A 15,182-nucleotide genomic window follows, 5' to 3' on the forward strand; every position below is an offset into this window, starting at 1 on the left:
CTACTTTACTGTACAATTCTCGCCATCACTGTACCTTGTACATTGGCAGCATTTGCCTCATCTGTGTCAATATGGAGTTCTAGGACAAAACCAGGCACGGCCCGAACGATGACATCACCAAATACAGTGGTGCGTTCTGGCGTTTGAAGTTCAACATTAACGCTATCGCCATCGTTTACATTAAGCCGTTTTGCATCATCAGGCGACATATGAATATGTCGCTTTGCAACGATACAAATAGGTTTTGTTATTTCCCCGTTTTCAGTACATAGAGTAATCTCTACGGCTGATTCTAAATGACCAGATAGCACAATAGGAGGTTTTATACCCAATGCACGAGCATCGGTCAACGATACCTCCACTTGTGACTGCTTTCTAAGAGGACCTAGTACGCGGACATTTTGAATGACCCCTTTAGGCCCCACTAAAGTAACAGTTTGTTCTGAAGCAAACTCTCCAGTTTGTTTTAAGTCACTTTTCTTAGTAATAGCCTGATTCGGGAATAATACATCCCAGTCCGCCTGACATAGATGGACATGTCTATTGCTCACACCTACGGGAATGGACGATTCGAACATGGCTTCGATCACTTCTCGTACGATAGCACGAATCTGTTCCCGATCCATAAGCTATTATCCTTTCTTAGGTAAGATTAATTCTACGTCGCTATGAGGGCGTGGAATTACATGAGTAGATACTACTTCGCCTACTTTTTGTGCTGCTGCACAGCCTGCATCAACCGCTGCTTTTACAGCGCCTACATCACCGCGAACCATTACAGTTACAAGACCGGAACCAATTTTTTCAGTACCTTCTAATGTAACGTTAGCTGCTTTTACCATTGCGTCAGCTGCTTCAATTGCGCCTACTAAACCTTTTGTTTCTACCATGCCTAATGCGTTATTCATGATAATCTCCTTTATTATTTACTACTTTATTTCTTTTTAGAGTTTTTCTTTGGTGTTGTTTTCTTTGTACCTGTGGACTTAGAACTTTTCGGTTCTATGATGGTAGATACAATTTCATCTAATACTTCAACAACCTTTTCATCTATTTTGGGTTTCTCTGTTTTAGAAGTTATAACTTCAGCTTTGACTGGTTCAGTTTCTATAATTTCTTTAGTTTCTTGAACACTAGCACTCGCCTTAGTTAACTGTGTATCATCAAATACTTTAGCTGGCTTATCTGTAAAGTCATCATTAAAGGATTCTACTAAGCCTTCTGCAGGCCGTGGAATTACCTTATGAGCTACATACAGGTTCATTCCTTTTGTAAGAGCTACACCAGTCTGAATAGCCGCTTCCACAGCTGCTACATCACCGGCAACCTTTACTGTCATCCAGCCAAGGCCTCTCGCCTTTTCTATGCCTATCAACCGTACATTTGCAGCTTTAACCATTGCATCTGATGCGGTGATAGCCCCCAGTAAACCAGCTACTTCTAGTAACCCTAGTGAATCTTTCACTATGCCACCTCCCGACGTCTATTTCTGTTGATGATTCGCAACAGGATTCATGCATTCCTATAACGTTAGCTACGTTGCATATCTACTAACATTTGACGAATCAAATCTTTTAATTCTGGTTCTTGAGATTCTGTTTTAGGTTCTTCTTTCGGTGTCGCCTGAACAGGCTCATCCTTGAGCATACCTACTTCATCTATTATGTCCATAATGATAGCCCGTAACATTTGTTCATTTAGTTCTGCCATTATGAATCCTCCTATTCACATTGTGAAAGTATCATCTATTGCGACGTGATAATGATATGTAATGAATATTTGACTCTTTGAAATAATATTCATTAAATAATGTAAGCATTACCTTTATTCTTAGGTCTGTCTCCCATAGTTTCTAGTAAAGCTAATCCTACATCACGTGCTGCTTTTACAGCTTGTTTAACAGCGCCAGAATCACCACTGATTTGTAAAATAACTTCATTACTCATAGCTGAACTCGATGGAGAACGATAGCCTACTACATCTACATTCGCTGATTTAACTGCTGTATCTGCCATAACTACACCAATAGCTGCTGGGGCCCCAACGATCAAGCCAAAGGCTTTACCTTCTGGTGTCCCAAAGGCAGTCACTAATGCTTCTCCTGCGCGAGCTGTATATTGAACCTCCACATGACCAGCTTCGTTCATATATACCTCGCCGAAGGTACGTTCTAATTCACGCAATGCTACCTCTACAGAACGTCTTACATCAGATACGTCATCGCCACCAAATATGATAAGGGAACCAGAACCGGCGCCACCTTTCATATCACGGGCAAGTTCAATGCTAACAATCTCAGTATTCGTTGCTTTTACAGCTTCATCAGCGGCCATGATTTGCGGCCCTGCACCTGTACGTGAACCTAAGATACCGATAGATCGATATGACTTAGTGAGCTTCATAGCTTCCAATACTTGACTGTCTACATTGGCAATTACAAGGCCAATTGTATCGCCTGTTGTAGTACTGCCTACATGTTCAGTAATCATTGAAGTTTGTAATTGATTTGTAGTAGGTGAACTTACAGGTGACGAAGCACATGATGCATTACCTGTTGCGCCTGTAATTTTGCTTAAATCAGCACCATCGATACGCATCAATACACGCTTTAAAATCTCATCTACCATACTTTTAGTATCGGCCATAATTATTCACCCTTTGTTGGTAAAATACCTTCTACATCTTTATGTGGTCTTGGAATTACATGAGTAGAGATAACAATGCCTACGCGTTCTGCAGCGGCTGCACCTGCGTCTACAGCAGCTTTTACAGCACCTACATCACCGCGAACCATAACAGTAACGAGACCAGAGCCAATTTTTTCATTCCCTACGAGTTCTACATTAGCTGCTTTAAGCATTGCATCTGCTGCTTCAATAGCGCCTACTAGGCCCTTAGTTTCCACCATACCTAATGCTTCTTGTGTCATCTGTTTTCTCTCCTTTTACAAAACATAGAGCAAAGATTACAAATTTATTTTTCTAATAGTTCCACCATAGTGCCTATATTCATAAAGGCAAAGTGTGCTGTTTTAAGCAGTTGTACCATTAATACGGCACCAGTTCCTTCACCTAATGCCATTTGCCCATGGATTGGAACTTCATCAAGACGAATATTTGCATAGGCTAATGCTGCTGCCATCCCTACCTCACGAGAATAATGAGATGGAATGCCATATAATGGAGCGTCTCCATTCATTTGAGTAGCACAAGCCATAGCAACTGCTGTTATATAACCATCGATAACAAATGGGATATGTAAGTCCGTACAAGCTACCATAGCACCGGTAATAGCGGCTATATCAAAGCCACCTACGCGGCTGATTACCTCTTTTGGACTATTTAAGTGTCCCTTATGATGAGATAGTGCAGTACGTACAAATTCTCGTTTTTGATTCATGTACGCCTCTTCATCAGGACCAGATCCAGGACCTACAGTTATCCGTGGGTCTAGTTTTGTAAGACCACTTAAGACAGCTGCTGAAGTTGTGGTATTACCAACACCCATTTCACCGAAGGAAAATAGATTGATACCAGATTCTGCGTAGTAGACAACGCGGTTATATCCAGCTTGGTACGCTAGGTCAAATTCTTCAGCGCTCATAGCAGCACCGTCTAATATATTCTTTGTGCCTTGAGCAACCTTTCGATTCACCCCAATACCTTGTGGACAAGCAATGCCTACATCTACCACTTCGTAAGGAATATGGTTAAAGATACAATAATTAGCAACTGCACTTTTACCATCAATCATATTCTGAGACTGTTTACGGGTAATCTCATAGTTATAACCGATTAGACCATCAACGGAAATACCATTATCTGCCGAAAAGATAATATGCTGAGCATGAATCTCAGGTTTCATATCCTGCCAAGCAAGACACATTTTCTTGAAATATCGTTCCCATAGACCCAAGCTTTTTGGAATGATCGCCTTATTTAAAATAAATTGATTAAGTTGTTCTTCAAAAACTTTGTCCATGGAAAAACCTTCTTTCAACTAACTATATATGTAGTTACATAATTGTTTTAACGACTCTTCGTCGTGAACTGATATTTCAAAAATCTTAGTGGCTCCCGCTAGTTTGAGATTGCGCCTAGGTGCCTCAACATCTTTGCCCGTATCTACCTTTGACACAACGCCTATAACTTCGCGATTGAGGGAGTTCCCAAAGCTTGGTGGAAATATGGTTGTTTCATCACCTGCAGGAATCATAAAAATCACTAAGTCCGCATCATAGGCGTGCAAGATAATGCCTCGATAGTAATTAGGATTTTCCATATATTCTCCAGGGGTATCGATGAAGTTTCCCACTCTCGTTATGGCTTGTGTCTTATGATACGTAGCCGAGCCATGGGTAATCGTATCGGCTAATGTAGTTTTACCACAACCGCTACGTCCTACTAGAAGGATGCGTTTTTCTTTCTTTTCGGTGCTCATAATTACCCTTTCATTAGGATCTTGTTAAATCTGTTGGAAAAAATCCTAATATGCGTTGCAATCCTTCAATTACGCTGCGCAATGCAGATTCAACAGCAGATACATCACCAGTTATGAGAAGTGCCCCCGAAAATCTATCGATGAAACCGATTTCGATATCACCGGATTTACTTGCAATATCGGCTGCAATAATGGTCCCTTCGCCAGGTGTTATAGTAAGAATCCCAATGGCATTTCTACCTTTTTCCTCGAGCCCCATTTTTCTAAATAGGTCTGGTTTAGGATTGGCAATAACATGGGCTATCGTAACCTGCTTTCCGGGTACAAATTCTTGTATGATGCGCTGTTTTGCATCAATTACCTCTTGAAAGGCCATATAATCTCCTCCTAATTCAAAATAATTTCTTTGAACTATCCTGATAAACTATGATTCGTTTTTGTTTTATATACTCTAGCTAGAGTTAAGGTGCCACTAATTGGAAGAATAATACGGCTAAGCCTGCGCCGATCAATGGGCCAATAAATGGTACCCACGCATATTGCCAGTTTGCAGTTCCCTTATTAGGAATTGGTAGTAAGAAATATGCTAACCGTGGACCAAAGTCGCGCGCTGGATTTAACGCATATCCAGTAGTTGCACCAAAGGACATACCTATGGATGCTACCAAGATACCGATGACCATAGGTGCTAAACCATCAGCCATTTTACCTAAGCAGAGAATAGCTAACATAAACATAAACGTAGCTATAATTTCGGATATCAAATTGAAAGGTTTATTATCGATGGCTGGACCTGTTGCAAAAATCCCTACACAGTTCCCTTCATCAGGACCTGTTACTTTAAAATGTGGATAATAGAACAGTGCAGCAATGGCAGCACCAGTAAAACCACCTGCAATTTGCGCTATGGACATTGGAATAACTTGATCCCAAGGGAATATACCAGCTACAGCAAGGGCAAAGGTAACTGCTGGATTCAAATGACCAGGGCCACCAAGTGTAATACCTACGTATACACCAAAGGAAACGGCAAAGGCCCATCCAAAGATAATGTGTAACCAGTTAGTTCCAAAAATACTAACGATGGTTTTCTTTAATAAAATTGATGCATTTGTACTGTTACCAAATGCAATTAGAACGGCAGTACCAACAAACTCACTAATATACATTTGCGTTACGTCCATTGTTTTCACCTCATCGAGTTAACAAAGATTGTAATGCATGAGATGCAATGTCCATATCTTCTGCCACAGTGCCACCGCTAATGCCGAAACCACCGACAATTTCGCCGTCGATGATGATCGGATAACCTCCACCAAAGGTACAGATTTTACGATTTACCATGGATTCAATGTTGAATAGATCGCCATCAGGCTGTGCACTTTGATGTACTTCATGAGTTGCCGCTTTGAGAGCTACTGCAGTATACGCCTTTGCCTGTGCGATATCGTTGCTGATGAGCAATGCATCTGACATACGATGGAAATACATTAATACACCGTTTGCATCTACTATAGATACAACGATAGGTACACCTATGGACTGAGCATAGTCCATGGCTGCTTGTGAAAGTTTCGTCATAATTTCTTCTAGCTTTGTTCTAGTTGCCATATAACTAACTCCATTTTCAGTAGTATGCCCCATATGCCATAAGCTCCGATTCGTTTCCGCCAGTACTTCAGCATGACTGTTCTTAACACGTTCTGCTACGCGCTCTACAATTGTTTCTACAAATTGCACATAGTCTTCCATACGAGCCATGATATAAAGAGCATCAGATAATCGATTTATAAATTTTCGAACCTCATCGCGAATTGGTTCTACAGAACCTAAGCTAATAAGTAACCGTTCACCGCGACGACAGATTGTGCGAGCCACATGTAGCTCTGCAGCAGATAAATAATTTCCGCTTAATATAAAGCTATGTTGCTGTGGCAATCGATTAGTATAGTCATCGATCATGTATTCCAATTCGCTTATATCTTGTTGTGAAATTAGATTACTACTTTCACTTAGATTTTCCACATGAGGCGTGGCTACCTCCGCACATAAGCGGAATAGCTGATGTTGTAATGTGTGAAGCACATGTTTATTGTCTGGTGAGACAACTAATTTCTCACATACACTAACCTGTGCATTTAATTCATCAAAGGTTCCATATGTGTCCACACGAAGTGAATTTTTAGGTACTCTAGTGCCATCAAATAAGGCCGTTGTACCTGCATCACCGGTTTTCGTATAAATAGCCATATGCACCACCTCTAAAGTTAGTTAGATTTAAAAAGCTACTTCCAATCGTTCATCGGAAACGAAAGGATTACCTTTTACAAGGCGGGCTGCATTGACACCTAAGGTACGTAAGCTATCTGGATATTGAGCATAACCCGTAAGTCGATAAATAAATTGATGCATTGGTATGTTTTTATAGGTCAACACAATCGCCTCATCATCAACGCCTATCCCAACAGATAAAGCGGAATTACGAGATGCTAGGTCAGCCAATGTCATATGCGTACCACTATGGGACTCAATGACAACAGGTAGACCTTCCTCTTCAATTCCATATAGAACGGGTTTTAGTATATCCTCACTGATATGCTCTGTAGCATACAGCAATATGGTTGGCTTACTGACGATACTTTGATCCATCATAGGCCTCCCTTCTGTGCATAGGATAATACCAATCCTGTAGCTACCGCATTTCGTGCCCCTTCAACGCCTCGAATATTGCCTCGCCCCGCTACTAATGCATATTGTGAAAGTGCATCGGTTACGAGTTGAGGAATTTCAAAGTCTAATGCAGAACCACCTACGATAACTACGAATGGTATATCTCGCACATTATGAGTAGGACTAACAGATGCCAAAGCGCGGAGTGAGTTTGTGACAAATACCCGTTTCTTTGCAGTTTGACGAACACGCTTAATCTTTTCTAGAGGGATATCTCGCTCTACAGGAACGAGCCCATCTGGCGTTACGATAACAACGCGTCCAAACAATGCTGCCGAAAGTGGTTCATTAAAGAACTGCACCGTTCCATCTTCGTGACGAATGTGATATACACTGAGTACTTGAGCCAATGGATCTCGTTTGATGGCTTCTGCAATATGCATATCCTCTAAACCAAGTTCAGAATTGATGAGCATAGTTACCATATTTCCTGCTCCTGCAAGATGAATGGCTTTAATTTTTCCTTCTTGGTTAATGATGGATGCATCAGTTGAGCCTGCCCCTAGATCGAGTATGGCCATTGGTTTTGCTGTCCCCGGTGTAGTCAAAGCGCCTAAGATAGCTGATTCAGCCTCTTCACCACCGATTTCAACTGGTACGCCTAGCTCTTTTTCTACCTGCTTTGCAATGATTTCCATTTGTAGATGATCTGACTTAACCATGGAGGCAATGCCTACGGCTTGTTCCATAGAGAACTCACCTGCAAGGCCACCCTTTACATTGATAGGAACAGCTACATCTACGGCTAGCAAGTCTTGGATGAATACATCTTGCGGGGATTTATTCGTCAATTGAGCCATTGTAAGGCGAACCTTTTCAAGCATGCCACCTACGTTCGTACCTGCTTCACCACTGATATCATCGATAGGATGAACAGATTCGAGGGTTTCCATAATTCTCTCTGCCCCAGCAGATACATCGACGGATACAGTTCGATCATTCCCCATAACAATGATGGATCCTGCCGGTATTACCCGCTCCTTAACGTCCCCTGCCGGTGTTTTGATGACTACAGCTGAGCGATTTCCGATAAGAGCTCTAGCGATAGGTACAATATTCTTTGTTTCCTCTGGTGAAAGCTCAAATACAGTGGCAATCCCATAAGGATTTGATAATTGTGATACCACTTGCCCCGGTTCTACAACCTCTACGGCAGAAAGCATGCCCATTGGGATTTTATCGATATACGCAACCTCATCTACGATAGGAATTTTATGATCCAATCGATTGTTAACGAGTACGCCGTCATCGGCTTGAAGGATAGCAGCTCGAATATCATAACCTCGTTTGCAATATGCATTAATCAGCTGTGCTATCAATTCAAAATCGATAATCTTTGGAGCTACCACGATGTATGGCTGACCTTGTGGCTTATCAATTAGTTGCTCAATGGGAACGGTATACCCTACACCAAGACCTAAGCCACCTGGTGTTTTAGGGTTGTGCCCTATCATGGTAGATTCCGTAATTATGGTTTCTGTAATCGTTTCCATGGCCACATCGCCGATAACTGGTGTAGCCTCATTAATGCGAACTAAGTCAATGTCTCGTAGTGTAAGATTAGCAGACCTAATTAGCGACTTGAGGGCATCCATGAGACCTACGATATTTTCGCGCGTTCCTTTAATACCAGTGGTGCTAGCAATAGCAGAAGATAAGAACTTTACCTCTCCATTGCTATGAATTTCGGCCAAGGCCGCTTCTGTTGTAGAGTTTCCGATATCGATGCCAACAATTCGTTTCATAATGACATCTCCTATAGGTTAATTATCACCTTTCAGTTTTTTACGGCGTTCGTAGTTTTCAGCAGCTTCTCGTACAAAGTTTGCACAAATTGGAGCACCTAGACCATCAAGTTCGCTAGCAATATCCAAGAGTTCTTGTTTAGAAGAACGATATGGACGAAGTGCATTATACATTTCAAGTAAGCGTTTATCGCTAACTTTCGTCATTTCTGCGGCGCGGGAGAAGTTGAGTTCGATTTGATCACGGCCCCCAGCCTTAGCAATTTGACCTTGAGCTTTCAAAATGGATGGAGAAATTTTCAAATCATCCATTGTGATGTGACCTGCCATTACGTTATCCATCGTAATATGGCTCAAGTCACGGCCTTGACCAAGATCAATCCATTCTGGATGTTTTTTAGCAATCGGATAATCTTCGATTGTAACCACTCTATCTACTGTATTTGTTGTAGATGGTGTATGAGGCGTAGAGTACTGTGTTGCACTGCCTTTCGCCCCTTCTATTTCAGATACGATCTGCCGAATTAAGGCTTCTAATTCGTTAGCCATAGTAAACCTCCTTATACAGTGACACGAACTTCATCAGCTGGCTTACCTTTTACTACATGCTTAGTTTCCTTGATGTGAAGTAACGCAGACAATGCTTGGTATTTTGGACGAGCCATTTGATCGTTCAATGTTGGTACTGGTGTTGGGGATTCGCCCTTAGCGTATTTAGCAGCATTTTTACCAATAGCGCGGTATGTTTCAGCTGTTAATAGCGGTGCTTGAGGGAATAATTCCAAGTTTGAAAGTGGTTGTAAGTCCCGTTGGTGAATTAAGGTTGTACCTTTAGATTGAATACCGATACATACACCGGATCCAGAAATAGAATCACCTTCAACGGCTACAGCTGCTACGTCAGAGGAACGGTATACGCGAATCACACGAGCTTTTAAGCCTTCTTCTTCGATACCAGCTACTAATTGACGAATTACCTCTTGATGCGGTACACCAACGATGGTTTGTCGTTGACTACGACCAAAGGCAGGACCTACAGCAATCACTACTTCATCTGCGCTAGTGCCAGGTTGTGCAGGGCCACCAGTTTGTAGCCAGCTGTCGTCACCAGTTGGGTCTTCATGTCTAGGTGCTGCACTTTCACCAACATTAGCCTTAAATTGCGGTGCCTCATGGACACCACCCATTTCTTGTAAAACGTCTAGGATAATAGAGCGTAATACATCTCTGTTAATTTCAGCCATCATGACACCTCCTTATATATCCCGTGGATCAATGGCGTTTGGAATATCTTTAATACGTTCCCAATCTTCACCTTCCACACGATACCCTGTGCCAACACCTTGATAGTCATTTCTATTGTTAATCGCGGAGATAACGTTGAAATCACGGTCAAAGATGGCCGATGTTTGTAAGTAATCGCCGGAGATTTTTTGTTTTAATAGGTTCAAAATACTTTGTGCTACATCTTGATGACCTTCTTTAGCTAAACCTTTTACGAAGTCAACGCCTGTAACACCACGGTTTAACAAATCTTGAGCTGCTTTAATATCTGCAACCTTATCGCGAGGAGGCATATCTTTAGAGCCATTCGCATAGGTAGCAGCCTCTACCTCTTGATCTGTAATTGGAGGCAAGCCTAAAGCTTTGAACAACGCTTGTAATGCACGAGCCGCTTTATTACGAACTGCTACAACTTCTTCTTCGCGAGCAGGAATAAGACCGCCATTTACCTTGAGGTCACGTTGGATAACTGTCCAGTCATCATAGTCCTCTGCATCCCAGTTGGAACCAGCGAACATGTTGTCATAGTTTGGTGTAGAACTATAACCAGAGCAGATAAAGTCAGTACCTGGTGCAAATTGCATCAATGTACGAGCTGTTCTACGCAAATCAGAATGACTAAATGTTTGGTCATTACTAGATGCACATTCTAGGTCGAGCATAGCTGCTACAAGGTTTTCTGCTAATACAGCGCGGATACCAGAAGGTACAGCTGCTGGAATACCAATACAGCTTACAGAACCATTTTGGATACCTTGTACGCCAGCACCTTTTGTGATGTATAGGCAACGGGTTTCAAGGTACAACATAGATTTACCTTCTGCTTGGCCCATTTGTACTTCAGAACCTGTACCAGAAGTAAAGCGCATTTTAAGACCACGAGATGCATAAGCAGATGCTAAGAAGCCCTTAGACCACGGTGTATCATCACCATCGGTAAATACGTCTTCTGTACCATATACGGAAATTGTTTCTGCATAGGCTGTGAAGCCACGCATGCCAAGTTCCAATTCTGTCGCTTCTTCCAAGGAGCATTGTGTCAATACACCTGGACGACCACATTGAGAGCCTACGAGTAAGCTAATCGCATTGAGTGGTGCGTAACGAGCAACAGCTACTGTTGTTTCTTCTTCTGCGAACCCACGAAGTGCACCTTCCGCAGCATCCGCTGCGATTTGCACTGGATTGTCGTTTACGTTCGTTACATGGGCTTGGTTAGCCATTGTACGACGAGCACGCATTTTTTGCATACATTGCATCATTTCAACAACGTTCATAGTAGAAACAACTTCCAACATTTTCGCTGGAGTAATAGATTTACAAATCTTAACGATTTCTTCACGAGGCACTGATGGTGTAAGCATCATATTAGCAATCTCTTTTGAATCCTTTGCCATTGCTTCTTGAGCACCATCGAGAACGATACCGTAATTTGCAATAAATGTATCGATAAGATCAAAATCTTCGCGGCGTTTACCATCGAGTTCAACGATGCGACCACCTTCGATTTTGAGGCTAGGCTTTGGATCTTGAGGAGATTCCATGGCTATAAAACCTTCCTCTACCCATTCCTTTACATAACCATCCTGATTGACAGGACGTTGACTTAAGACTTCGAAACGTTTTGATTTCATAGGGCATACCATCCTTTCAGATTAGATATAGGAAGGGGCTCCGTTCACTGGTTCGTCACCCATCGTACCGAGCAATTGTTTACCTACTTCACGAGCAGAAATAACCGCTTGTCGTACAGCTCCAGAATCGCCAGAAATCTGTAAAATTACTTCGTTAGAATTACTTGTACCTGCAGAAGGAGATGCATAACCGATTACATCAACATTCGCAGATTTAACAGCTACATCGGCCATAACTACGCCAATAGCTGCTGGAGCACCTACGATAAGACCAAAAGCTTTACCTTCAGGAGCGCCAAATGCTGCATTTACTGCATGACTAGCGCGTGCTGTATATTGCAATTCAAGATGTCCCGCATCGTTTGCGTATACATCGCCAAAAGTACGTTCCACTTCAGACAATGCAACTTCAATAGCGCGTTTTACATCGGATACATCATCACCACCAAAGATGATAAGAGAGCCATGACCTGCTCCACCTTTAGTATCACGAGGTAATTCAATGCTAACGATTTCAGTATTTGTCGCTTTTACTGCTTCATCAGCAGCCATAATGTGTGGGCCTGCACCAGTACGAGCACCTAAAATACCGATGGAACGATATTTTTTCTTTAGTTTCATCGCATCTAATACTTGTTGATCTACGTTAGCAATTACGAGACCAATAGTATCACCAGTTTTACTAGTCCCTACAAATTCAGTTAATCCACATGTTGTTGCCATAATACCCTCCATACGTATAATGAAAGTATCTATGTACAGAAAACTATGTTGCGGTATACCATTTTATATTTTTTATCATTTCTTTAATCATTCATATGTATGCAACCTTAAATTCTGTACACCATATATTACTATAGAGCATGCCTTGCTATTCAGTCACAACCCATCGGACTCAATCCTTTCTAAATACATGTACTATAAGGCTTTTATCTACCTTTATTATAAAAATTATTAAATGCAACTTTTTTATGTATATTCGTAAAATGCGATTTTTCTATTACAAAAATACGACAATCCTGTTATACTTATACATATAAAAGCAAGAAATAACGTAATTTTATAGGTATATGAATTTTAGGTGGTATGTCACTTTTCTCTTTTCTCAGGTTTAGAGCCTACCCTTTAGATAGAGAGCAAGTAGAGCTATTTTAGCGGTGTGCTTACTAGCCCTCTTAACACATTTGTGATTGGAGGTTTTACCATGATTTGTACGAATGAAGATACTAAGCTTATTAATGAAATCATGCGCGATTTCACAAACATAACAAAGATTGCGGCTATTTTTGTTAATAATCGTGGAAAAGTGTTATCTCAAGAATATAACTTTTCCCCTTTTTGCAAGGTTGTAAGGCGCAATCCAATCTATGCCAAGCGCTGCAATCAATGCGACTTATATGGTGGCCTAGATGCTACAAAAGAACTATCATCCTGCCCGTATCGCTGTCACATGGGCCTCATCGATTTCTCTGTTCCGGTTATGAAAGATGGAGCCATTTTAGGATTTATTATGGCAGGTCAAACAAAAACAGAAGATACGACGATCAAACCGATTCTTCCTACCCAAACCGATTGGCATGATGACACCAAACTTCGTGCTCTATATCGGACCTTACCAGTTTTGACAGCCGAACAAATTTACAGTGCTACAAAGGTTTTACGGATTTTGGTTGAACACTACTTCCCATTTAACGATGCCATAGCAGAAGAGATGCCTTATGAACAATTGCCAGGCTTTGTGGAGTCTGAACGACCTATTAATCGTCCAGAAATTCGAAAGGCTATGTTATATATAGAAAAAAATCTGAGCAAACGAGTGTCGCTCAGAAGGATTTCGGAACATATTCATTTAAGTGAGTCCTACTTCTCTAAGATTTTTAAAGATGATACGGGACTTTCAGTAGTGCAATATATAACACTATTGCGCATACAAGAAGCAAAAAAACTATTAGTATATTCCCAACTAACAGTTAATCAGATCAGTAAAACATTGGGCTATAACAGAACTAGTTATTTCTGTAAAATTTTCAAAATGGCTACCACTGAAACACCACATTCATATAGAAAAAAATATGCAAAACCAATTGATGCATAATATAATAAAAAAGGCGTAACACCAATGGTGTTACGCCTTTTTCGTATCTATAGAGTTTGTCATGAGAAGGTATTGTATCAGATACATATAGTATTAACGATCAATTAGAACGCTGGGATGATAGCTCCCTTGTAGTGTTCTTCGATGAACTTCTTAACTTCTGGAGATTGTAATGCTTTAGCTAATTTTTGGATAGCTGGTTTGTTTTCATCGCCAGGGTTAACAGAAAGAAGATTTGCATATGGAGAGTCAGCTTTTTCTACGAATAAGCCATCTTTTGTAGGATTAAGACCAGCTGGCAACGCATAGTTAGCATTGATTACTGCTGCATCTAAATCTTGGATAGAGCGAGGAATTTGAGCGGCCTCTAACTCAGTAATTTGGATGTTTTTAGGGTTGCTAGTCACATCAAATGGTGTGTTAGTCAAACCAGTTGGATCTTTCAAAGTTACAAGACCTGCACTTTGCAATAAGAGAAGTGCACGAGCACTGTTTGTTGGGTCAGATGGGATAGCTACTTTTGCACCATTTGGCAAGTCTTTCAAGTCTTTAATTTTTTGAGAATAGATAGCCAATGGTTCAATGTGAACTGGTGCAAAGCTTACAAAGTTTGTACCATGATCTTTATTGTAGTTATTTTGGTAAGGTACGTTTGCAAAGAAGTTTGCATCTACTTCATGGCTAGATAGAGCCATATTTGGTTGGATGTAGTCTGTAAATTCAACGATTTGTAAGTCTACACCTTCCTTAGCCAAAATAGGTTTAACTTGTTCTAAAATTTCAGCATGAGGTACAGGATTTGCTGCTACCTTTAATACCTCTTTAGAGCCACTAGAGCTCGCGTTATTTGTGGAAGAGCCACAACCACTAATCAATAAGGACGCCCCCAGTACGGCCGTCGCTGCTAAAGCTAACCATTTTTTCATGTAATCCTCCTATCTACGATGAAAACCTACATCTCGGACGAGGACTCATACGTATATAACATTTGTAGATATTATAATAAATTTATTTTTCTTATCTTATATCTACATTTGATTATTTAATAATTTCGATGTAGTAAGTATATCAATTTAATTCCTACTCGTATAATAGATTTTATATATGCATTAATATAACTTTAATCTATAGCAAGATAAGAGTAATTACATTTAGCTATACCAAGTACATAAAAACGGTACTAAGCTGATTCCCCGTACTACTAGGTAATATACCTAATAGATTCAATCAAACTTAGTACCGTTATACATATCG

The 15,182-nt window shown here is 40.9% G+C and carries 19 protein-coding genes; 1 reads left to right on the forward strand and 18 read right to left on the reverse strand.

From position 1 onward, the window contains the following. Window positions 1-5 precede the first annotated feature (5 nt). The 17 genes from pduL to pduB (ACSV5T_RS03910) all read right to left on the reverse strand — a co-directional run bounded on the left by pduL (window position 6) and on the right by pduB (ACSV5T_RS03910) (window position 12,556). Entirely contained in the window at window positions 6-626 is a 621-nt protein-coding gene (pduL, locus tag ACSV5T_RS03830; RefSeq protein ID WP_119206716.1) for a phosphate propanoyltransferase, read from the reverse strand. 6 nt (window positions 627-632) lie between these two features. Next, a complete protein-coding gene (gene pduA / locus ACSV5T_RS03835; RefSeq protein WP_005385294.1) occupies window positions 633-908 on the reverse strand; it encodes a propanediol utilization microcompartment protein PduA in 276 nt (91 codons plus the stop codon). A 26-nt stretch (window positions 909-934) separates the two neighbouring features. Next, window positions 935-1,465, reverse strand: coding sequence for a BMC domain-containing protein (locus ACSV5T_RS03840; protein ID WP_119206717.1), 531 nt, complete (start codon window positions 1,463-1,465; stop codon window positions 935-937). A gap of 65 nt (window positions 1,466-1,530) precedes the next feature. Next, window positions 1,531-1,710 carry a hypothetical protein gene (locus ACSV5T_RS03845; RefSeq protein WP_119206718.1) on the reverse strand — a complete coding sequence of 60 codons (180 nt, stop codon included), beginning with the start codon at window positions 1,708-1,710 and terminating at the stop codon, window positions 1,531-1,533. 92 nt (window positions 1,711-1,802) lie between these two features. Beyond that, window positions 1,803-2,645, reverse strand: coding sequence for a propanediol utilization microcompartment protein PduB (gene pduB / locus ACSV5T_RS03850; RefSeq protein WP_295793799.1), 843 nt, complete (start codon window positions 2,643-2,645; stop codon window positions 1,803-1,805). A gap of 2 nt (window positions 2,646-2,647) precedes the next feature. Further along, window positions 2,648-2,929: a propanediol utilization microcompartment protein PduA gene (pduA, locus tag ACSV5T_RS03855; RefSeq protein WP_005385289.1), complete on the reverse strand. Its 282-nt coding sequence runs from the start codon at window positions 2,927-2,929 to the stop codon at window positions 2,648-2,650. 44 nt (window positions 2,930-2,973) lie between these two features. Continuing rightward, complete coding sequence (locus ACSV5T_RS03860) at window positions 2,974-3,981, reverse strand: nicotinate-nucleotide--dimethylbenzimidazole phosphoribosyltransferase (RefSeq protein WP_119206719.1); 1,008 nt, start codon at window positions 3,979-3,981, stop codon at window positions 2,974-2,976. Between the two features lie 18 nt (window positions 3,982-3,999). Next, on the reverse strand, window positions 4,000-4,440 hold the full coding sequence (locus tag ACSV5T_RS03865) for a EutP/PduV family microcompartment system protein (RefSeq protein ID WP_005385286.1): 441 nt from the start codon (window positions 4,438-4,440) through the stop codon (window positions 4,000-4,002). Between the two features lie 13 nt (window positions 4,441-4,453). Further along, window positions 4,454-4,816, reverse strand: coding sequence for an ethanolamine utilization microcompartment protein EutS (eutS, locus tag ACSV5T_RS03870; RefSeq protein ID WP_038117203.1), 363 nt, complete (start codon window positions 4,814-4,816; stop codon window positions 4,454-4,456). Between the two features lie 85 nt (window positions 4,817-4,901). Further along, the gene (locus ACSV5T_RS03875) at window positions 4,902-5,624 is read right to left on the reverse strand and encodes an MIP/aquaporin family protein (RefSeq protein WP_119206720.1); all 723 of its coding nucleotides are present in this window, start codon (window positions 5,622-5,624) and stop codon (window positions 4,902-4,904) included. 10 nt (window positions 5,625-5,634) lie between these two features. Then, entirely contained in the window at window positions 5,635-6,690 is a 1,056-nt protein-coding gene (locus ACSV5T_RS03880; RefSeq protein WP_119206721.1) for a cob(I)yrinic acid a,c-diamide adenosyltransferase, read from the reverse strand. A gap of 27 nt (window positions 6,691-6,717) precedes the next feature. Then, window positions 6,718-7,092, reverse strand: a complete 375-nt coding sequence (locus ACSV5T_RS03885) for a glycerol dehydratase reactivase beta/small subunit family protein (protein ID WP_119206722.1) — start codon at window positions 7,090-7,092, stop codon at window positions 6,718-6,720. Continuing rightward, entirely contained in the window at window positions 7,089-8,915 is a 1,827-nt protein-coding gene (locus tag ACSV5T_RS03890) for a diol dehydratase reactivase subunit alpha (protein ID WP_287499270.1), read from the reverse strand. The genes ACSV5T_RS03885 and ACSV5T_RS03890 overlap by 4 nt, the downstream gene beginning before the upstream one ends. 18 nt (window positions 8,916-8,933) lie before the next feature. Continuing rightward, window positions 8,934-9,464, reverse strand: a complete 531-nt coding sequence (locus tag ACSV5T_RS03895) for a diol dehydratase small subunit (RefSeq protein ID WP_438320321.1) — start codon at window positions 9,462-9,464, stop codon at window positions 8,934-8,936. Window positions 9,465-9,475: 11 nt separating this feature from the next. Next, window positions 9,476-10,162 carry a propanediol/glycerol family dehydratase medium subunit gene (locus tag ACSV5T_RS03900; RefSeq protein WP_287291780.1) on the reverse strand — a complete coding sequence of 229 codons (687 nt, stop codon included), beginning with the start codon at window positions 10,160-10,162 and terminating at the stop codon, window positions 9,476-9,478. Between the two features lie 9 nt (window positions 10,163-10,171). Further along, window positions 10,172-11,833 (reverse strand): propanediol/glycerol family dehydratase large subunit, encoded by a 1,662-nt coding sequence (locus tag ACSV5T_RS03905; RefSeq protein WP_295221461.1) that lies wholly within the window; start codon window positions 11,831-11,833, stop codon window positions 10,172-10,174. 21 nt (window positions 11,834-11,854) lie between these two features. Continuing rightward, window positions 11,855-12,556, reverse strand: a complete 702-nt coding sequence (gene pduB / locus ACSV5T_RS03910; RefSeq protein WP_438320322.1) for a propanediol utilization microcompartment protein PduB — start codon at window positions 12,554-12,556, stop codon at window positions 11,855-11,857. Window positions 12,557-13,037: 481 nt separating this feature from the next. On the opposite strand from pduB (ACSV5T_RS03910), the gene ACSV5T_RS03915 reads away from it, so the two are divergent. After that, window positions 13,038-13,928: a PocR ligand-binding domain-containing protein gene (locus tag ACSV5T_RS03915; RefSeq protein ID WP_438320323.1), complete on the forward strand. Its 891-nt coding sequence runs from the start codon at window positions 13,038-13,040 to the stop codon at window positions 13,926-13,928. A gap of 104 nt (window positions 13,929-14,032) precedes the next feature. Here the strand turns inward: ACSV5T_RS03915 and ACSV5T_RS03920 are convergent, their stop codons facing one another. Then, window positions 14,033-14,854: a MetQ/NlpA family ABC transporter substrate-binding protein gene (locus ACSV5T_RS03920; protein WP_295793341.1), complete on the reverse strand. Its 822-nt coding sequence runs from the start codon at window positions 14,852-14,854 to the stop codon at window positions 14,033-14,035. Window positions 14,855-15,182: the final 328 nt, after the last annotated feature.

The organism is Veillonella sp. ZSJB6 (assembly GCF_051549505.1).
GTDB lineage: Bacteria > Bacillota > Negativicutes > Veillonellales > Veillonellaceae > Veillonella.